Origin of the sequence: Curtobacterium sp. UNCCL20 (genome assembly GCF_900101675.1) — a bacterium.
Classification (GTDB): domain Bacteria; phylum Actinomycetota; class Actinomycetes; order Actinomycetales; family Microbacteriaceae; genus Curtobacterium.
The window spans coordinates 895,706-914,835 of the sequence record NZ_FNKG01000001.1; the positions used below are offsets into that span (position 1 = coordinate 895,706).

The 19,130-nt window shown below is 71.5% G+C and carries 19 protein-coding genes; 10 read left to right on the forward strand and 9 right to left on the reverse strand.

The features are described 5' to 3' along the window. The first annotated feature begins 17 nt into the window (after nt 1-17). A complete protein-coding gene (locus BLT36_RS04455) occupies nt 18-2,144 on the forward strand; it encodes an MMPL family transporter (RefSeq protein ID WP_092092282.1) in 2,127 nt (708 codons plus the stop codon). A 12-nt stretch (nt 2,145-2,156) separates the two neighbouring features. After that, the gene (locus tag BLT36_RS04460; RefSeq protein ID WP_092092284.1) at nt 2,157-2,807 is read left to right on the forward strand and encodes a GntR family transcriptional regulator; all 651 of its coding nucleotides are present in this window, start codon (nt 2,157-2,159) and stop codon (nt 2,805-2,807) included. Between the two features lie 133 nt (nt 2,808-2,940). Here the strand turns inward: BLT36_RS04460 and BLT36_RS04465 are convergent, their stop codons facing one another. Further along, the gene (locus BLT36_RS04465) at nt 2,941-3,717 is read right to left on the reverse strand and encodes an IclR family transcriptional regulator (RefSeq protein WP_092092286.1); all 777 of its coding nucleotides are present in this window, start codon (nt 3,715-3,717) and stop codon (nt 2,941-2,943) included. 47 nt (nt 3,718-3,764) lie between these two features. After that, nucleotides 3,765-6,008: an FAD-dependent oxidoreductase gene (locus tag BLT36_RS04470; protein WP_092092288.1), complete on the reverse strand. Its 2,244-nt coding sequence runs from the start codon at nt 6,006-6,008 to the stop codon at nt 3,765-3,767. A gap of 108 nt (nt 6,009-6,116) precedes the next feature. Here BLT36_RS04470 and BLT36_RS04475 point away from each other — a divergent pair, with 108 nt between their 5' ends. Both BLT36_RS04475 and BLT36_RS04480 read left to right on the forward strand, forming a co-directional pair. After that, nucleotides 6,117-7,466 carry an MFS transporter gene (locus tag BLT36_RS04475; protein ID WP_092092290.1) on the forward strand — a complete coding sequence of 450 codons (1,350 nt, stop codon included), beginning with the start codon at nt 6,117-6,119 and terminating at the stop codon, nt 7,464-7,466. A 136-nt stretch (nt 7,467-7,602) separates the two neighbouring features. Continuing rightward, nucleotides 7,603-9,108, forward strand: coding sequence for an LCP family protein (locus tag BLT36_RS04480; protein WP_092092292.1), 1,506 nt, complete (start codon nt 7,603-7,605; stop codon nt 9,106-9,108). Here BLT36_RS04480 and BLT36_RS04485 read toward each other — a convergent pair. Next, entirely contained in the window at nt 9,101-9,739 is a 639-nt protein-coding gene (locus BLT36_RS04485) for a TetR/AcrR family transcriptional regulator (RefSeq protein WP_092092294.1), read from the reverse strand. The genes BLT36_RS04480 and BLT36_RS04485 overlap by 8 nt on opposite strands. Before the next feature lie 48 nt (nt 9,740-9,787). Between BLT36_RS04485 and BLT36_RS04490 the strand changes: the two genes are divergently transcribed. Then, entirely contained in the window at nt 9,788-10,348 is a 561-nt protein-coding gene (locus BLT36_RS04490; protein ID WP_092092296.1) for a sigma-70 family RNA polymerase sigma factor, read from the forward strand. A gap of 25 nt (nt 10,349-10,373) precedes the next feature. Then, nucleotides 10,374-11,156: an endonuclease/exonuclease/phosphatase family protein gene (locus BLT36_RS04495; protein ID WP_092092298.1), complete on the forward strand. Its 783-nt coding sequence runs from the start codon at nt 10,374-10,376 to the stop codon at nt 11,154-11,156. 25 nt (nt 11,157-11,181) lie between these two features. Here the strand turns inward: BLT36_RS04495 and BLT36_RS04500 are convergent, their stop codons facing one another. Further along, nucleotides 11,182-11,943: a hypothetical protein gene (locus tag BLT36_RS04500; protein ID WP_092092300.1), complete on the reverse strand. Its 762-nt coding sequence runs from the start codon at nt 11,941-11,943 to the stop codon at nt 11,182-11,184. Between the two features lie 210 nt (nt 11,944-12,153). Here BLT36_RS04500 and BLT36_RS04505 point away from each other — a divergent pair, with 210 nt between their 5' ends. Beyond that, nucleotides 12,154-13,053: an SDR family oxidoreductase gene (locus tag BLT36_RS04505; protein ID WP_092092302.1), complete on the forward strand. Its 900-nt coding sequence runs from the start codon at nt 12,154-12,156 to the stop codon at nt 13,051-13,053. A gap of 87 nt (nt 13,054-13,140) precedes the next feature. Here BLT36_RS04505 and BLT36_RS04510 read toward each other — a convergent pair whose 3' ends face one another. Both BLT36_RS04510 and BLT36_RS04515 read right to left on the reverse strand, forming a co-directional pair. Continuing rightward, nucleotides 13,141-13,950, reverse strand: coding sequence for a hypothetical protein (locus BLT36_RS04510; protein ID WP_092092304.1), 810 nt, complete (start codon nt 13,948-13,950; stop codon nt 13,141-13,143). A gap of 70 nt (nt 13,951-14,020) precedes the next feature. Beyond that, nucleotides 14,021-14,344 (reverse strand): hypothetical protein, encoded by a 324-nt coding sequence (locus BLT36_RS04515; RefSeq protein ID WP_092092306.1) that lies wholly within the window; start codon nt 14,342-14,344, stop codon nt 14,021-14,023. Nucleotides 14,345-14,530: 186 nt separating this feature from the next. Here BLT36_RS04515 and BLT36_RS04520 point away from each other — a divergent pair, with 186 nt between their 5' ends. Continuing rightward, nucleotides 14,531-15,205 (forward strand): TetR/AcrR family transcriptional regulator, encoded by a 675-nt coding sequence (locus BLT36_RS04520; protein WP_092092308.1) that lies wholly within the window; start codon nt 14,531-14,533, stop codon nt 15,203-15,205. Between the two features lie 76 nt (nt 15,206-15,281). Beyond that, nucleotides 15,282-15,476 (forward strand): DUF2795 domain-containing protein, encoded by a 195-nt coding sequence (locus BLT36_RS04525; RefSeq protein WP_092092310.1) that lies wholly within the window; start codon nt 15,282-15,284, stop codon nt 15,474-15,476. 42 nt (nt 15,477-15,518) lie between these two features. Here the strand turns inward: BLT36_RS04525 and BLT36_RS04530 are convergent, their stop codons facing one another. The 3 genes from BLT36_RS04530 to BLT36_RS04535 form a co-directional block, all read right to left on the reverse strand. Then, complete coding sequence (locus BLT36_RS04530; protein ID WP_092092312.1) at nt 15,519-17,027, reverse strand: threonine/serine exporter family protein; 1,509 nt, start codon at nt 17,025-17,027, stop codon at nt 15,519-15,521. Nucleotides 17,028-17,109: 82 nt separating this feature from the next. Beyond that, a complete protein-coding gene (locus BLT36_RS19115; protein ID WP_302847104.1) occupies nt 17,110-17,232 on the reverse strand; it encodes a hypothetical protein in 123 nt (40 codons plus the stop codon). A 96-nt stretch (nt 17,233-17,328) separates the two neighbouring features. Next, nucleotides 17,329-17,769, reverse strand: a complete 441-nt coding sequence (locus BLT36_RS04535; protein WP_092092314.1) for an OsmC family peroxiredoxin — start codon at nt 17,767-17,769, stop codon at nt 17,329-17,331. Between the two features lie 270 nt (nt 17,770-18,039). On the opposite strand from BLT36_RS04535, the gene BLT36_RS04540 reads away from it, so the two are divergent. Further along, nucleotides 18,040-19,083, forward strand: coding sequence for an NAD(P)-dependent alcohol dehydrogenase (locus BLT36_RS04540; protein WP_092092316.1), 1,044 nt, complete (start codon nt 18,040-18,042; stop codon nt 19,081-19,083). Nucleotides 19,084-19,130 lie beyond the last annotated feature (47 nt).

Sequence of the window (19,130 nt, forward strand, 5' to 3'; positions counted from 1 at the left end):
GGAGTACGCTCACGGTCGTGTCCCGCTTCCTCCGCATCGTCCTCCCCGCGCTCGTCATCGTGGCCTGGCTCGCGATCGCCTCCGTCGGCGGTCCGTTCTTCGGCAAGATCTCCGAGGTCTCGACCAACGACCAGACCTCGTTCCTGCCCGCTTCGGCCGACGCGACCAAGGTGCAGGAACGGTCGTCCGAGTTCCGCGCGGAGTCGGGGGCGCCGGCGATCATCGTGCTCGAGCGCGACGGCGGACTGACCGCATCCGACCAGACGGCCGCCACGGCACTCACCGCGACGCTGTCCGACCGGGACGACGTCCAGGCCGTCAGCCCGGTGATCCCGAGCGAGGACGGCGACGCGGTCGAGGTCGTGGCCACGCTGACGAAGGCCGCCGACACCGGGAGCGCCGTCGAGGCGATCCGCGCGGACGTCGACCGTGCGCTGCCCTCCGGTGTGCAGGGGTACGTCACGGGGCCGGCGGGCTTCACGGCCGACCTCACCGAGGCGTTCGCCGGGATCGACGGCATCCTGCTCGGAGTGGCGCTCGCCGCGGTGTTCGTCATCCTCATCATCGTCTACCGATCACCGCTCCTGCCGATCCTCGTGCTCGGCACCGCGACCTTCGCCCTCTGCGCCTCGATCCTCGTGGTGTGGTGGCTCGCCAAGGCCGACATCGTCACGGTGAACGGGCAGGTGCAGGGCATCCTGTCGATCCTCGTCATCGGTGCGGCGACCGACTACGCGCTCCTCTACACGTCGCGCTTCCGTGAGGCGCTGCGCGACCACCGCACCGGCTGGGAGGCCACGAGGGCCGCGCTCCGGGGCAGCCTCGAGCCGATCCTCGCTTCGGGTGGGACGGTCATCGTCGGCGTGCTCTGCCTGCTGCTGTCCGACCTGAACTCGAACAAGGCGCTCGGCCCGGTCGCGGCGATCGGCATCGCGTTCAGCCTCCTCGCCGCACTCACGCTGCTGCCGGCGCTGCTCCTCGCGTTCCGCCGCGCTGCGTTCTGGCCGCTCCGTCCGGCGTTCGGCAGCGCGCACCCCGTCCTGACCGGGCCCGACGCCCGGGGTGTCTGGGCGCGGGTCGGCCGGCTCGTCGCGCGGCGCTCGCGGACGGTCTGGATCGTCTGCACGGTGGCGCTCCTCGCGATGGGCACGGGGCTCGTCGGGCTGAAGGCCGACGGTGTCCCGCAGAGCGACCTCGTCATCGGCAGCTCGCAGGCGCGGGACGGCCAGGACGTGCTCGCCGACCACTTCCCGGGCGGCTCCGGCAGTCCGGCGCAGGTCATCGGGTCAGCGTCGAAGGCGGACGACCTGGTGCAGGCGATCACCGCGGTGGACGGCGTCGACGGTGTCGTGGCCGCATCGAAGGACTCTCCGTCGGGGACCGTCCCGATCGCGTCCCGCGGGCAGTCGGGCGGTGACGCCGGGGCGACCCCCACGGTCTCCCGTGGCGACGTCCTGCTCGAGGCCACGCTGACCGACGCCGCCGACTCCGACGCGGCCGAGCAGACCGTGCGCGACCTCCGCAGCGCGGTCGAACGGGTCGACCCCGGTGCGATCGTGGGCGGGGTGACGGCCACCGCGGTCGACACGAACGACACCGGCATCCGTGACCGGTCGGTGATCATCCCGGTGGTGCTCGTCGTGATCCTGCTCATCCTGATGCTCCTGCTCCGCAGCATCGTCGCCCCGCTCGTCCTCATCGGCAGCGTGATCGTGTCGTTCGCGGCTGCGCTCGGCGTCGGCGCGCTGGTGTTCGACCACGTGTTCCACTTCCCCGGAGCGGACCCGTCCGTGCCCCTGTACTCGTTCGTGTTCCTGGTGGCGCTGGGGGTGGACTACAACATCTTCCTCATGACCCGGGTCCGGGAAGAGGCGCTCCGGCACGGTCCCCGTGAGGGCGTGCTCCGCGGTCTCGGCGTCACGGGCGGCGTGATCACCTCGGCGGGTGTCGTCCTCGCGGCGACGTTCGCGGCCCTCGGCGTGATCCCGATCCTGTTCCTGGCGCAGATCGCGTTCATCGTCGCGTTCGGTGTGCTCCTCGACACGATCGTCGTCCGTTCCCTGCTCGTGCCCGCCCTGGCGTACGACCTCGGCCGGCGTGCGTGGTGGCCGTCGCGCCTGTCGCGTTCGGCAGCCGACATGTGACACGCTGGGCGCATGCCAGTTCCTTCGACGCAGCCCGCAGCCGAGCGGAAGCTCCTCCGTGACACCGTGCAGGACAAGATCCGGGACGCGATCATGGACGGCACGCTCGAGCCCGGGGAGCGTCTCAACGACGACGACCTGATCGCCTGGCTCGGCGTCTCCCGGACCCCGATCCGCGAGGCGCTGGCGGAGCTCGCCCGCGCCGGCCTGATCGAGATGGCACCGAACCGGTACACCCGGGTCGCGGCGCCCACCAAGGACGAACTCCTCGACGCGTACCGCACGCTGGGTGTCATCTACGGCGGGGTCGCACGGCTCGCAACGCCCCGCTTCACCGACGGGCAGCGCAAGAAGGTCGTCAAGATGCTCGACGACGTCACCGCGCAGGTCCAGCAGCAGCACCAGGGCGAGGTCGCGCAGAACGGTGCCGACATCTACGCGATGTGGGCCGACCACTGCGGGAACCCGTCGCTCGAGCAGCTCTGCAAGTCGACCACGGACGGCCTGGCCTTCAAGCTGCGCGTGCCGGAACTCGCCGAGCTCGTGCCGGCCGACGTGGTCCTGCCGGAGCTCGCGAAGCTCAGGGACGCCGTCGTCGCGAAGGACCCGATCGCGGCGGAACTCGCCATGGAGGCGATCCACCTGCTCCCGTCTCGCGACTAGCGCACCGGACGCACCCACCTGACGGCCTGGAGGCACGTGGCGGCCCCGCCCCGCGCCTCCAGGCCGCCCGTGCGTCCGCGTCGCACCGCGTCGCACCGCGTCGCACCGCGTCGCACCGCGTCGCACCGCGTCGTCAGTGTGCGACGGCGCTGATCATCCCGAGGCCGACACTGATCCGGTCCGCGACCTCGATGAGGTCCTCGGCGAGGGAGTCCATGTCGCGGTCGCGCAGCTGCGTCACGCGACCGGAGATCGAGAGGGCCGCCGCGATGCGCCCCGACGCGTTCCGGATCGGTGCGGCGATGCAGAACCGCCCGAGGGCGAGCTCCTGGTTCTCGACGCACCAGCCGCGCTTCGCCGACGCAGCCAGGTCGGTCGTCAACGCCTCGTGCGAGGTGATCGTGTGGTCCGTGTACCGCGCGAGTTCGTCGCCCAGGAGCGCGATGCGGTCGTCCTGCGACAGGTCGAGCATGAGCGCCTTCCCGAGGGCCGAGGCGTGCATCGGCTGCCGCATGCCGATCATCGTGTGGGACTTCGGTGCCAGGGACCCCTCGAAGTGGCAGAGGTAGATGCAGGAGCTGCCGTCCGCCACGCCGACGTTGGCGGTCAGCCCGATCCGGTGGGCGAGCTCCTGGGCGGCGGCGCGGGACTCGCGGTGCACCGGGTTGTGGTTGAGGCCCTGGCTCGCGAGCTCGAGCACGGCCCGGCCGACCGAGTACCCCTGGGACTCGGGGTCACGGCGCACGTACTCGAGCGACTCCAGCGTCGCCAGGAGCCGTCCGGTGGTCGAGGTGCCCAGGCCGATCGCCCGCGCGATGTCGGACGCGCGCATCGCACCGTCGGCGGCACCGAGCGCGCCGAGGACGGCCGCGGCCCGCTCGATGCTCTGGTTCGGGGGTGTGGTCACCATCCGTTCATTCTGGCCCGCTCCGTCGGCCAGGACACCCTCGCCCCCGGTCAGAAGACCTTCACCGCGCTCGCGGTGACGAACGGCGACCCGTTCGTGGCGGTCACGACGACGCGCAGCGAGGCCGTCCGGACCGGGGCGACGTCGTGCACGCGGTGCCGGTGCCGGTTGTCGGTCACGGTCTCGAGGACGCGCCAGTCGCCGTCCACGCACGCCTCGAGCCGGTAGTCACGGGTCAGCGTCGGGACGGCGTCCCAGTGCGTGCGGTGGTGGTGCAGGTTGATGAGGTCGGCGTCGACGTCGTCGTTCCACACGATCCGCACCTGCCGGACGTCGACGGGCTCCGCCCAGTCGAGGCGCAGGACGGCGGAGCCGCCCCCGGCCTCCGACGACCACATGTGCGGACCGCCGAACGGGCGCTGGTACCCGTCGACGACCCTGGAGGCACGCCACGCGTCCGACGACCCGGCTGCGGTGAACGCGAACGAGCGTCCGCGCAGGGCGCGCGCCTCCCAGTCGGTGACCGGTTGGTCGGCCTCCTCGGGGATGTGGTCGTCGAACTGTGCGTCGTCGGCGGCGCGGGCTCGGAGCGCCAGCACACCGTAGGGGTGGCCGTCGGTGAGGACGAGCCGGACGCCGGCGGTCCGGCGGACGACCACGACGGCGTTGCCGGGGACGTCGGGGCGGAACGCGAGGTCGACCACGGCCTCGCCGAGCCCCGCGGGGACGGCGGCGCGGTGGGTCGAGACGCGGTCGATCGGCACGGCGTTCTGCGGCTTGCCGGTGGTCCAGAGCTCGACGGTGACCTCGGTGGCGTGGTCGGCGACCGTCCGCAGCCGGAGCTCGCCGAGCGCGGGGTCGACCGGCAGCACGAGGGCGACGTCGCGGTCGAGCACGAAGACGTCGTCGGTCGCCCACGGGGTGGTGTCGAGGGCGGTGAGCTCGCTGCTCGCACTGATCCGGGCACGGCGGGCGAGGTCCGCACCGTCGACGGCCCGGACCCCGATGAGCGGGGCGTCCTCGCGCAGCAGCGTCTGCTGGAGCATCGCCACGTGGGCGGTTCCGAGCTCCCGCGGGGTCGTGCCGTGCCGGGCGACGAGGTGTGCGGCGGTGCCGGCGGCTTGGCCCAGCGCACTGCACGTCGCCATCACCCGGGTGGAGCCGAACGCCACGTGGGACGCGGAGATGTTCCGGCCGGCGAACAGCAGGTTCGCGACGTCCGCGGAGTAGAGGGAGCGGAACGGGATGTCGTAGGTGCCGTCGGTGTAGCGCTGCTGCGCGCCGGCGGTCTCGGCGTACACACCCTCGACGGGGTGCAGGTCGATGGACCACCCGCCGAACGCCACGGTGTCCGGGAACGTCCGCTGCTCGAGGAGGTCCTGCTGCGTGAGCGTGTGGTCGCCGACGAACCGCCGGTACTCGCGCTTGCCCGGGATCGCACCGACCCAGTCGAGGGTGAGGGTGTCGGCGTCGAACGCGCCGGAGTTCTTGATGTGGTCCCAGATGCCGTACACGACACCCCAGAGTTCGTCGCGGATGCGCTCGTTGTCGCTGACGGTGTCGAGTTCCCCGCCCCACTCGATCCACCAGTAGTTGCAGCCGTTGTCGCCGGTCGTGATCGCGCGGTTCGCCAGGATCGGCGTCGTCGCCAGGTCGATGGCGATGGACGGCGGCACGAACTTCTCCGGACGGCCGGTGTCGTGCGTGGAGAAGAAGATCGAGCTCCCGAGCAGTTCGTCGTCGGGTTCGGCCGGCGCCCACTCCTCGCCGTGCTCGTCGCGTCCCTCGCGGCCGATCCGGTACGACGCGCCGGCGAGGGCGCCGACGAGACCGTCGCCCGTGCAGTCGAGGAACACCGGGGCCGTGAACGTCGTCTCGATCTCGGACCCCATCGTCCACCCGGTGACGCTCGTGATCCGGGTGGGGCCGTCCCCGTCCGTGGTCGTCACCGTGCGCACGTCGGTGTTGAGGTGCAGGTGCACGTTCGGTTCGGCGCGCACGAGGTCGAGCACCACCTGGTCCCAGTACACGGCGTTCCCCTGCGGGTTCCGGTACTGGTTCTCGAGGAACAGCTCGCCCATGATCCCGGTCTCGCGGGCGAACCGCTGGGTGCCGTGTGCGGTGGCGCCGACGACCCAGACGCGGACCTCGCTGGAGGAGTTGCCGCCGAGGACGGGGCGGTTGGTCACGAGGGCGACGCTCGAGCCGAGGCGGGCGGCCGCGACGGCCGCACTGACACCGGCGAGACCGCCTCCGACGACCACGACGTCGTGGTGCTGTTCACGGGACTGCATGGCGACGAAGGTATCACTGGCTGGCGTTACTTTCCCACTGTGTGGCAAAGTATGCCCGGCAAGTGCTATCGTCAACGAACTCTCGACAACGAAGTGTGAGGTCACCCCATGAGCGACGGAACCCGGACGCGCGACAGCGCCGACGCCGCAGCAGCCCCCGACGTCCAGGCAGCGCTCGGCGACGACGCTCGCCGCCAGAGCATGCGGAAGGTCATCGTCGCCGCGGGCGTCGGGCACTTCGTCGAGTGGTTCGACTTCGGGCTGTACGGCACCCTGGCCACGGTCATCTCCCTGTACTTCTTCAAGCAGGGTGACCCGCAGGTGGCGCTGCTCTCCGCGTTCGCCGTGTTCGGCGCCGGCTTCGTGATGCGGCCGCTCGGCGGTCTGTTCTGGGGCTCGCTCGGCGACCGCGTCGGGCGGAAGACCACGCTCGCGACCGTCATCCTCATCACGAGCGGCGCCACGGCCGTGATGGGGATCCTCCCCACGTACCAGAGCGTGGGGCTCCTCGCGCCGATCCTGCTCGTCGTGGTCCGCCTCGTGCAGGGCTTCGCGGCCGGTGGCGAAGGAGCGGGGGCGACGACGCTGCTCGCCGAGTTCGCACCCTCGAACCGACGCGGCTTCGTGACGAGCTTCATCGACGTCTTCGGCTTCGCGGCCTTCATCGTGGGTGGCGGGCTCGTGTTCCTCTTCACCGCGCTCGCCGGCGACGACGCCCTCGAAGCCTGGGGATGGCGGGTCCTGTTCCTCGTCGCCCTGCCGCTCGGCCTGGTCGGGCTGTACCTCCGGACGAAGCTCGAGGACACCCCGGAGTTCCGTGCGCTGAAGGCCAAGGGGGAGCTCGCGAAGAACCCGCTGCGTCGCTCGCTCCGGACCGGGTGGAAGGCGCTGCTCTTCTGTGTCGGGTTCGTCGTGCTCAAGGCGGTCGGGCACTGGATCCTGCAGACGTTCATGCCGTCGTACCTGCAGGCCGACCTCGGGTACTCGCCCCTGGTGTCGTACGGCGTCGTCGTCATCGGCTTCATCGTCATCGCGTGCCTCGTGCCGTTCTTCGGGCTCCTCTCGGACCGGATCGGCCGGAAACCGGTGATGCTCGCCGGATGCGCGGGCTTCCTGGTCCTGACCTACCCGACGCTGATGCTCATGGACGCCGGCAACTTCTGGGCGGCCGCCGGAGCGATGATGCTGCTCGGACTCTTCATGGCGGCCTTCGACGGTGCGGTCAGCGCGGCGATGGCCGAGCTCTTCCCGACGGCCATCCGGTACGGGTCGATGGGCATCGCGTACAACGTCAGCGTCGCCGTCTTCGGCGGGATCACGCCGTACTTCGCGACGTGGCTCATCACCGCGACGGGCAACACGTTCGCTCCGGCCTTCTACGTGATGGCAGCCGCCGCGATCACCGGGATCACCGTCCTGCGGGCGCGCGAGACGGCGAAGGGCCGGCTCGCGTCGTAGACGCGACCGTCCACGGCCTGGAGGCGCGGTGCCAGCCGGCACCGCGCCTCCAGGCCGTCCGTGGTCACACCGGAATCCCGGCGACCTGCCACCGGGCTGTGATGTCCACCCGACGCGCTGCGGTTATGGTTTCCCGGTGAGCATCGAACCCGAGGAGACGACGCGCCGCGCCCGCCGCGGCTTCGTGCCGCCGCGCCACGGCCGCCAGAAGCGACGTGGAGGCGTGGTCCTGCCCGCTGTCGCAGGCGTGCTCACGATGGGGCTGCTGCTGAGCGGGGGCTACGCGGCGTACGCGTACGGCAGCCTGTCGAACGGCGTGACGAAGATCAACGCGATCACCGGCGGCACCGACAAGAAGGACGACGTCGACGGCCAGGCGCAGAACATCCTGCTCGTCGGGGACGACCACCGGCCGGACAACGCGACGCCCGAGCAGATGGCCGAGCTGAGCACCCAGTCCGACGGTGGCGCGACGAACACCGACACGATGATCGTCCTGCACATCAACGAGGACGGCAGTCAGGCGACGATGATCTCGTTCCCGCGCGACTCGTACGTGGACATCCCCGGTGTCGGCAAGGGCAAGCTCAACAGCGCGTTCTACTACGGCACCCTCAACGGCGGGGGCGACACCGGCGGCGCGAAGCTGCTCATCCAGACGATCCAGAACCTCAGCGGGCTGTCGATCGACCACTACGTGCGTGTCTCCCTGCTCGGCTTCTACCAGGTGGTGAAGGAGCTCGGCCCGGTCGACGTCTGCCTCAACCAGGCGACGAAGGACCGCTACTCCGGTGTCGATCTGCCCGCCGGCAAGTCGACGCTCGACGCGAAGCAGGCGCTCTCGTTCGTCCGGCAGCGGCACGGCCTGCCGAACGGCGACCTCGACCGGAACGTCCGGCAGCAGTACTTCCTCTCCCAGGAGGCCCGCAAGGTGCTGTCCGCCGGGACGCTCCTCAACCCGGTGAAGATGGGGAACATCCTGCGTGCGGTCGGCGGGTCGATCCAGACCGACACCGACCTCGTGAACCTGGCGTCGCAGATGCGGAACCTCCGTCCCGGCAACATCAAGTCGGCGACCATCCCGACCCTCGGCACTCCGACCATCACGGTCAACGGGTCGGCGCTGTCGATCGTCCAGGTCGACACGGTCGGGCTGCCCGCCTTCGTGCAGGGGCTCGTCGGCGAGCCCGAGGAGTACGCGAAGGTCGGTCGTGCGCAGCCGGGGAACACGAAGGTGACCGTCCTGAACGGCAGCGGGGTGACCGGAGCCGCCACCGCGGCCGGCACGGTCCTCACCGCCCGGGGGTTCACGGTCGGCACACCCGGCTCCTCCGAGCTGACGAAGGCCACCCAGGTGCAGTACCCGGCGGGCATGGAGGGGCAGGCCAAGGCCGTCGCCGCCGTGGTCCCCGGGGCGGTGGCCGTCCGGACGAGCGCCGTCACCGGCGTCACGCTCGTGCTCGGCTCCGACGGCAAGGCGGTCACCCCGGTGCCCGCAGCCGGCGGTGCGGCGTCGACCCCCGCGACCGGCGGCGAGGCCAGTGCCCCCGCGGCGAAGCCGTCGAAGTCGGCGTCCTCCGAGCCGAAGCCGACGTCGACCGACGTGAAGGCCTACGGCAAGGAAGGCGTCTGCATCAACTGACGCCCGGCACCGCGTACCGGCGCATCGCGTCGATCGCGGTGTCGAGCCCGATGGCGAGCGGACGGACGTCCCGCTGCACCTGGGCCAGCAGCAGGCCGCCCTGCAGCGCGACCATCACGGCGGTGGCCAGCGTCGCCGGGTCGGCCTCGGCGCCGAGCAGCCCGCGGTCCCGCATGGTCGCGATGCCGGCGCGGAAGCCCTGCTCCCAGCGTGCGAAGCCGGCGGCGACCAGGTCGCGGGCGTCGACGTCCCGCTCGGCGAGCTCGGTGCCGAGGGACCCGAGGGGGCATCCACCCACGCAGCCACCGGCGTCCGCGTCGGCCACGGTCCGGTCACGCCAGCGCTGCCAGGCCTCCCACGTGGTCAGGTCGTCGTAGTCCGGCCCCTGGTGGGCGATGATCGCCTCGGTCTGCTGTCGCACGACGTCGCGGACGAGCTCCCGCTTGTCGGCGAAGTAGTGGTACATCTGCGAGCGGCCCACGGTCGCCGCGGCTCCGATGTCGTCGAGCGTGGTGCCGGCGATGCCCCGGGTGAGCATGAGGCCGGCGGCCGTCTCGACGATCCGACTGCGCGTGGCCAGTCCTTTCGGCGTGCTGCGTCGAAGGGTTCTCGGGGGGTTCTCGCGGGACATCCTCAGAGTGTACTTGCAAGTACATTTCTTGTATGTGAAATTCGAGCTATGGACGATGCTCTCCTGGCTCGGCGCGACGAAGAACGCGCGATGCTCCTCGCCGTCGCCGCGGGTGATCCCCGCGCGTTCGACCGGCTGTACGCGCGCTTCCGGTCACTCGTCGAGCACTACGTCCGGCACCAGCTCGTCGACCCCTGGCAGGCGGAGGAGGTCGTGCAGGACGTGTTCCTCGAGATCTGGCGGATCGCCGACCGGTTCGACCCGCAGCACTCCGCGATCGCCTGGATCCGGACGATCGCGCAGCGCCGTGCGATCGACCGGGTCCGCAAGAGCTGCGCCGACCGAGATCGGGACCTGCGGATCGGCGCACGGGACCTCGACCTCGTCGACCACTCCAGCACCGAGCGGGCGGAGAGCGTCCTCGACCGCGCGGAACTCCGGCGTGCGGTGCGCGCGCTCCCCGACCGGCAGCGCGAGGCGGTGGTGCTGCGGTACCTGGTCGGCATGACCGGACCGGAGGTCGCCGGCTCGCTCGGGGTCCCGGTGGGCACCGCGAAGACCCGGGCCCGCGACGGTGTGGTCGCGCTGCGGCGGGTCATGGCCCCCTGAGCCCGCGGGTCAGTAGGTTCGACGGGTGAGCAACGCAGCGCGTCCGATCACCCTGATGACGTACAACATCAAGAACCCGGACCCCGCGCACGACTGGCCGGCCCGACTCCCCGTGCTCCTCGACGTCGTGCGACGGCACGACCCCGACGTGCTCTGCGTGCAGGAGGCCTTCGACCACCAGATGGACGACCTCCGTGCCGGGCTGCCCGACCACGGCGACGTCGGCCAGGGGCGCGAGGGCGGCACCGCGGGCGAGCACGCCGCCGTCTTCTTCCGTCGCAGCCGACTTCGCCCGGTCGACGACGGCACGTTCTGGCTGTCCGACACCCCGGACGAGCCGGTCTCGAACACCTGGGGGAGCCTGTTCCCCCGTGTCGCCAACCACGTCCGCTTCCTCGACGCCGAGGGCGAGGCCTTCACGCTGCTGACGACCCACCTCGACCACGAGGAGGGCCCGCACGGCGACGAGGTCCGGGCGAAGAGCGCCGCGCTGATCGCCCAGCGCCTGAGCGCCTCGGTCGGCCCCGTGGTCGTCGCCGGGGACTGCAACGAGCCGGCGGGCCGGGGAACGGCGTCGCGGGTGCTCGCGGACGCCGGCTTCGACGACGCCTGGGTGCTCGGGGGCGATCCGGACGACCGGACGGCCACCTTCAACGACTGGGAACCGCCGGTCGACTCGGGGGAGCGCATCGACTGGGTGTTCACGCGTGGCGTCGCCGGTGTGGACCGTGTCGTCATCGACCACGACGGGCCGGAGACCTGGTTCGCCAGTGACCACTTCCCGGTCGTGGCGACGCTGCGGATCTGAGCGCAGCGGGCCGGGTCGGGCCAGGTCAGCAGCTGCGCTGGGCGTGCACCGGCATCGGGGAGCCGAGCACCGTGACCGTCGTGTCGTCGGTCAGGGCGGAGACGCCGTTCGTGCCGAGGCCGGCATCGACATCGGCCTCGGTCTCGGCCTCGGTGTCGCGCTCGTCCTCGCTCGACGCCGGCGTCCAGCCCTCGGCGAGCAGGAGCTGCCACGCCTTCGCGTCGTCTGACCCGTACGAGACCTTGTCGGCCTTCGGGGCGTCGGCGATCGCGTCGTGGATGTCGTCCCCGACCTGCACGCCGTCGGGGCCGGTGAGCTCGATGTCGCTGCCGGAGCGGGACCGTACGACGTCGCGCAGCACCCGGATCTCCACCGCGTTGCCCGCCTTCGCCGCCGTCGAGAGCGCGGCCACGCGGACCGCCCCACCCCAGGTGTACGTGGTGCCGGCCGGGAAGCACGCGCCACCGTCACCCTCGGCCGTCTGCGTGCGCGACGGCGTGCCGAGCAGCCGGTTGAGCAGCGACACCGTGGTCACGGAATCGCGCATCGACGTCTCGACCACGGTCTTGGAGCCGCGGCGGAACACGAGCGATTCGGCATCGAGCTCGATCGAGTCGACGCGCTTCAGCTTCGCGTTGGACACGTGGACGGCGTCGTCGTGCCCGGACGACACCTCGGCCGCAGCGGCCGGGGACACGTCGGATCCGATGGTGCCGTCGACGGCGACCGAACCCGCCGAGAAGGCGAGCAGGGCGGCGCTCAGCGCCAGCACGGTCCGGAGGGTCACCGTTCGACCGTACGACGTCGACCCAGGATGGACGACGGGTGTTACCGAATCGGAGCCTGGTCGTCACCGGACCGTGACATTCACCGGAGCCCCGTCCCGGGTGCCGCGCCGGGTACTGGAACCCGCCGATCGCCCAGGCCGAGCCGATCCGCGTGCCGGGGGACAGCCTCCTGGACGGGTGATCGTGCGCGCCTGCGTACCGTCTGCGACATGACGGACCAGTACTCCATGCAGGACCCGACGACGATGTACGCCGACAAGCAGCCCGACGAGCAGTACCTCGAAGGTGCGGGCACCGACGAGGAGCTCGCGGCGAACGTCCCCGCCGACCACGGCGAAGACACCTACCGCGGCTCCGGCCGACTCGAGGGCCGGAAGGCCCTCATCACGGGCGGCGACTCCGGCATCGGCGCCGCCGTCGCCATCGCGTACGCCCGCGAGGGCGCCGACGTCGCGATCTCGTACCTCCCGGAGGAGCAGGAGGACGCCGACCGCATCGTCGGACTCATCGAGGCCGCCGGCCGGAAGGCCGTCGCGCTGCCGGGCGACATCACCTCGCGGGAGTTCTGCGAGCAGCTCGTCGCCGACGCGGTGGAGCAGCTCGGCGGGCTCGACATCCTGGTGAACAACGCCGGGAAGCAGCAGAACGTCTCCTCGATCGTGGACATCTCGGACGACGAGTTCGACGAGACCTTCAAGACGAACGTCTACGCGACGTTCCGGATCACCAAGGCCGCGGTGCCGCACCTGCAGCCCGGTTCGGCGATCATCAACACGACCTCGATCCAGGCCTACGCACCGTCGCCGCACCTGGTGCACTACGCGGCCACGAAGTCGACCGTGAACAACCTGGCGAAGGGCCTCGCCGCGCAGCTCGCGCCGAAGGGCATCCGCGTGAACGCCGTCGCACCGGGGCCGATCTGGACCCCGCTGCAGCCCGCCGGTGGTCAGCCGCCGGAGGCCCTGCCGTCCGCGGGCGAGGAGACCTACCTCGGCCGCTGGGGGCAACCGGCCGAGCTCGCGCCCGCCTACGTCTTCCTGGCGAGCGGTGAGTCGTCGTTCGTCGTCGGTGAGACGCTCCACGTGGACGGTGGCATGCCGACGCCGTAGCGCGGCCGGTGGGTCGGCTGCGTCGCAGCGGACGGGAGGCGCGGTGCCGGCTGGCACCGCGCCTCCCGTCGTGCGGGTGCGTGCGTCTCAGGCCCCGATCAGGTCCGAGGACCGCGTCACGTCGGTGCGTGCTGCGCGGAGGTCCGCCGTCGACAGCCGACCGCGGGCCCAGGCGTCCAGCGTGAACGCGAGGGTGCGGGCGCCGTCGGAGGGGGTGGCGTCGCTGATCGGACCCGCTGCTCCGGTGATCGGGCCCGCTGCTCCGGCGCGGATCGCGAGGTAGGCCTCGGTCACATCCGTGACGGAGTCGAGTCGGACCACCGCAAGGCCGATCGATGCTGCGACCGCGGTCGCCGTTTCGTCGTGCCCGACCACGAGGCGGCATCCGCGCAGCGCGGTGACGGTGTCCGCGACGGACGCGGCGTGGGCGACCACGGTCACGGGGAGGTCGGTGAGCCGTCGGAACGCCCGGACCAGTTCCCTGGTGGCGTCGACGTCGTCCTGGTCGAGGCGGAAGACCCGGACCGCCGACAGACCGAGTTCGCCCGCGACGGCCGTGGCCGCGGCGGCGAGTGCATCGGGAGCGAGTGGGACGCCAGTGCCGGTGCTCACGGCGAGGGCATCGGCGTCGTCGGACGGCGCTACCCGGTACGCGTGGTTCCAGAGCGTCACGAGCGAGTCGGCGGGGATGCGGTCGTCAGGCTGCGCGGCGGCGTGCCCGCCGGTCAGGACGATGGTCTCCGTGCGGACGAGGCGCATTCGCGTGCGGAGCCCGTACGGCGCGGCGACTACCGAGTGCGCAGGCAGGAGGGCCCGCCACGCGTCGACGAGGGCGTCACGACCGAAGTCGGAGAGGTGGGGCGACAGGGCGGTCAGGAAGCGGCGGGCGGCGGCCATGGAGGTCTCCTCAGGTCGAGGGTTCCCATACTGTCAGTAATGCATACGAAATACAAGATTTCGATGGTGGTCAGCAGGGTGCGCTGCAGCTGCGGGCCATCCGCTCGAGGAGCTCACGCGCGGAGAGCGCGGCGGCCAGTTCCACCTCGACCGGGTTGATCCCCACGGCCCGCTCGAACGCGCGACGCCGTGCCTGGTCGGCGACGGGGACCTCGGGCCGCTGCGGCAGCACCGCGATCGCCTGGGCTGCCGCGTCGAAGGCCCCCACCGGCCGGCCGAGCTGCTCCCACATCGTGCGGACGTCGTGGGCGACCTGGTCGGGGTCGCCGCCGAACTCGAAACCTGCCGAGGCCATGGTCGCGAGTCCCTGCGCGGTCGGGTCGTTCGGGGTCATCCCGGCATCGTCACACGGATCGCCGCGAGAGTGCTGCGAACACGGTCACTGCGCCGCGCCTTCCCGTGTCCCCCCTTGTGCCGACACCCGGAACGGGGATTCTGGTGCCCCCCGAGATGGGTTTGGATGGACGTGCCCCCGAGTGGGGCGACGCGGACAGGACGTCCGGGATCGACGGAGGGCACGATGCTCGAACACACCAGCGCGGACACGCAGGCGGCAGCCGCCGCGGCCGCGACCCTGCACCTGCGGATCACGATCGTCGGTGCCACCGTCGACGTGCTCCGGGACGTCCCCTTCCACGAGGCCCACCCCGGCCTCGTCGCCGACCGTCTCGGGATCCCGGTCGAGGAACTCCGTCAGCACTTCCCCTCGTGGGACGGGCTCGTGCTCGCCGCCGTCGACCGCTGGAACGGCACCCGGATGGACGACGTCACGCGCGAGGTCGGGGACGGCTCGACCGTGCAGCTCCTCCGTGCGATCGTCGCGTCGAACGCCGAGGACCCCGCGCTCATGCGGCTCCTCGTCGCGCTGCTGTCCGTCGCCGGCAACCCGCTGCACCCGATGGCGACCTACCTCCGCTCGCGCTACCAGCTGTTCTACGCGCAGATCAAGCGCGGCCTGGAGCACGACATCGCGGTCGGCCGTGCACCGCACACGATGGATCCCCGCCGTGGTGCGGAGCAGCTCATCGCCCTGTACGAGGGGTTGCAGCTGCAGGCCCTCCTCCGCTCCGACCTCGAGCTCGTGCCGGCGTTCGACCGTGCCGTCGCCCGCCTCGAGCGCGGCTGGATGGAGCGGTACGAGACGCAGGCCGCCCGTCGCCTCGCCACCTGGAACGACGGCGGCTGGGAGATCTGAGCCGCGGAGCGCGGAGCCCGGACCGGCTCGGAGGCGACCCGGCGTACTCGGTGGGTCTCCGACGGAAGGAGCCGACATGGCATCAGCGAACCCGATCCAGGTCCAGAAGTACCTCAGCGGCATCGACTACCCGGCATCGAAGGACGACATCGTCGCGACCGCCGAGCAGGAGGGCGCCGACGGTGCCGTCCTGGAGGCCCTGAAGAACATCCCGGACGGCGAGTACGACGCCCCGACGGCGGTGTCGAGCGCGGTCGCCGACGCGAGCTGACGGGCACCGCCCCGCGCGCACCGGTACCGGCGTCGGCCTGGGTCAACGCGGCCGGGGCCCCCTCGGCACCGAGCCGTTGCCCGGGTCGTACCCGGTGTCGCGGATGACCGGGATCGCGGTGGTGTCGTTGTGCACCGAGTGCACGACGACCCGCCGCGACCGGCGCAGTGCACGCCGGGCGCCGGGCGTCGCGACGAGCCCGCCGAGGACGAGTCCCGCGCCGATCCCGAGCGCGACGGACACCGCAGCGACGAAGTCGAGTGCCGCGCTGGACGATCCCGACATGAAGTTGAGCAGGGCGTTCGACACGGCGACACCCGGCAGGAGTGCACCGCAGAACGCCGGCACCGCGATCGCCGCGACCGCCGTCCGCATCCGGGCGGCAGCGATCGTGGACAGCACGCCGAGCAGCACCGCCGCCAGGAACGTCGCGCCGAGGAGCGGCAGACCGAGCTCGCGGAGGGATCGGAGCGCAGCGGCCGCGGCGACGGAGAACACCACCGCGACCGGGATCACCCGCGCACTGGCCTGCTGCACGAAGCAGTTCGCCGCCGCCGACACCACGGTGAGTGCCAGGGACGCCCACAGCGGCAGGACCTGCGTCACGATGCCGGACGGGTCGACCTCGATGTGCAGCCACTTCGTCACGGCGATGCCCGCGGGCACCCCCACGACGATCGCGGCGATGACCAGCCCGATGTAGAACGCCCGCGCGACGGCCATCGCCCGGAACCCGGAGATCGCGTCCTGCGCCCAGGTCACGAGGGACGGGTGCGGCAGGAGGAGCACGACGAGCGCGGCCACCATCGTCGCCGCCTGTCCCGGGTGCAGCACGCCCGCCCAGATCGCCACACTGCCGATCGCCGAGGCCACGGCCGCCTGCGCCCCGGACACGAAGAACTGCGGGAAGCCCCGGCCGGTCAGCCAGCGGCCGGACAGGATGATCCCGAGCATGAGGACGAACGCTCCGAGCCCGGCACGCCACCCACCGCCGGCCTGCATCGAGATCGAGGTGCCGAGGATCGACAGGCCCACGTCCGCCAGCCACGTCGGCCACCGCGGCGGCATCCGGAGCACCGCGACGAGGGCACTGACGGCCGAGGTCATGTCGCGCTCGTCGTGGACGAGGTCGTCGACGATCTGGTTCGCGCGCGCCAGCCGGTCGAGGTCGGAGCCGTCCGACTGCACGGTCCGGACCTTCACGAGCGGCGGGGTGTCCGAAGGGGCGTACTGGATCGTCACCGAACTGCCGGAGAAGTCGAGGTCGAGCGGTGCGAGGTTCCACTTCGTCGAGACGGCGACCACGGCGGTCTCCACGCTGCGGGTGTCGGCACCCGAGGCGAGCATCACCTCGGCGAGGTCGAGGCAGAAGTCGACGATCTGCACGGGCGAGTACTGCTCGCGGGGACGGGTGTCCGGCGAGACGTCCTCGTAGATCGTGCCGCGCAACCGAGCGCGGGCATCGCGGATGTCGTGCTGCGCGAGGCTGCGGACGCGGGGCCGTGGAGGGCGCCCCGGTCGAGGCGCGCCGGGGACGAACTGCTCGGCCATCCCGCCATGGTGCCAGTCGCGGACGCGCGAGTCCGGACGTCTGCTGGACGCCGCGGTTCCCGTGCGGGGCGCTTCCGGCGCGTCAGTCGCGGCGCCGGACGCTGAGCCGACCGAGCGCGAAGGCCGCTGCCACGGCGCCTACCAGCACGAGGACCGGTCCGACGGTCAGCTGCCAGGGTCGCGACCCCGCGATGAAGGCGTCCACGGCACCAGGGTGAGGGGATGACGGACGGGAGGCGCGGTGCCAGCTGGCACCGCGCCTCCAGGCCGCCACCGGGTGGCGGCTCCTGCTGTCGGTGCGCTACTGCTCGAACGTCGCGTGCAGCGTGATGTCGACCCCGGTCAGTGCCTTGCTGACGGGGCAGGTCGCCTTCGCGTCCTCGGCGGCCTTCAGGAAGGTCGCCTCGTCGATGCCGGCGACCTCGCCGTTGACGGTGAGGACGATGCCGGTGAGCTTGAACCCGCCAGCGCTGTCCGGGCCGAGCGAGACGTCCGCCTTGACGTCGAGGGCCTCGACCGTGCCGCCGGCTTCGCCGAGGACCGCGGAGAACTGCATGGCGTAGCAGGCGGAGTGTGCTGCGGCGATGAGCTCCTCGGGGCTGGTGGTGCCGCCGGCGTCGTCGGCTGCGCGCTTCGGGAACGAGACGTCGTAGGTGCCGACCTTCGAGCTGGAGAGCTCGACCTGGCCGGTGCCGTCCTCCAGGCCGCCGTTCCAGGCGGTGCGTGCGGTGCGCGTGGGCATGGCCGCTCCTTTCGTGTGGGGATGGTCTCCGTGCGGAGACGACTCCGAGTCAAGTCGAGAACGATCGTTCTCGCAACCCGCTCACGGCGAAGACGCAGGTCTGCTCCACGATCGGGCGCATGGGGGACAGATGAGCGTGCCGGGAGCGCGTGCTCGTGCACTGGACGGCGGGTCCCGGCCGAGCAGTCGACAGGCGGGCGACCGACGGAAGAACAACAGGTGTTGCTCTAGGCAACAGGTGTAGCGTGCTGGTGATCGAAGGAGAGACCCATGCGCGCCGTCGTGTTCGAACAGTTCCAGACCTTCCCCTCCCTGACGGAGGTCCCGAAGCCCACTCCCGGGCCGGGGGAGGTGCTCCTCAAGGTCGCCGGTGCCGGTGCGTGCCACTCCGACGTCGCCGTCTACCGCGAGTTCACCGAGGGAGCTCCTGGCGCGCAGCGACCCCCGTTCGTGCTCGGCCACGAGAACTCCGGCTGGGTGGAAGCGGTCGGCGAGGGTGTCGACGGCTTCACCGAGGGTGACGCGTACCTCGTCTACGGCCCGGTCGGCTGCGGCCACTGCTCGTACTGCTCCAAGGGGCAGGACACCTACTGCGAGAACGCCGCCACGAACCCGTACATGGGCATCGGTCTCGGACGCGACGGCGGCATGGCCGAGTACGTCGCCGTCCCCGCACGCAACCTCGTGCCGCTCGGCGACGCCGACCCGGTCGCCGCCGCGCCGCTCAGCGACGCCGCGCTCACGCCGTACCACGCGATCAAGAACTCCCTGCCGAACCTGGCCGGGGGCGGCAAGTACGCCCTCGTCGTGGGCCTCGGCGGTCTCGGGCAGATCGCCGTCCAGATCCTCACCGCGCTGACCGGTGCCACCGTCATCGCGACGGACATGAAGCAGGACGCCATGGACCGCGCTGCCGCCCGCGGTGCGATCACCGTTCCCGGCGGCCCCGACCAGGTCGCGGCGATCCGCGAGATCACCGGCGGCAAGGGCGTGGACGCGGCGTTCGACTTCGTCGGTGCGACCCCCACCATCAGGACGGCCCAGGCCTCGATGGCTGTCGGCGGCCGCTTCACCGTCGTCGGGATCGCCGGCGGCACCACCGAGTGGAACTTCTTCTCGACGCCGTACGAGTCGACGATCACGAACACGTACTGGGGCACGATCGAGGACCTGCACGAGGTCGTCGCCATGTACCGGGCGGGGCAGATCGTCCCCGACGTCGAGCGGTACTCGCTCGACGATGCGCTCGAGGCGTACCGGAAGCTCGAGGCCGGCGAACTGTCCGGACGCGCAGTGGTGGTCCCGACCGCCTGAGATCGGTTCGGTAGCGGTCGCTTCCCGTCCGGGTCCCTCGGCGGTAC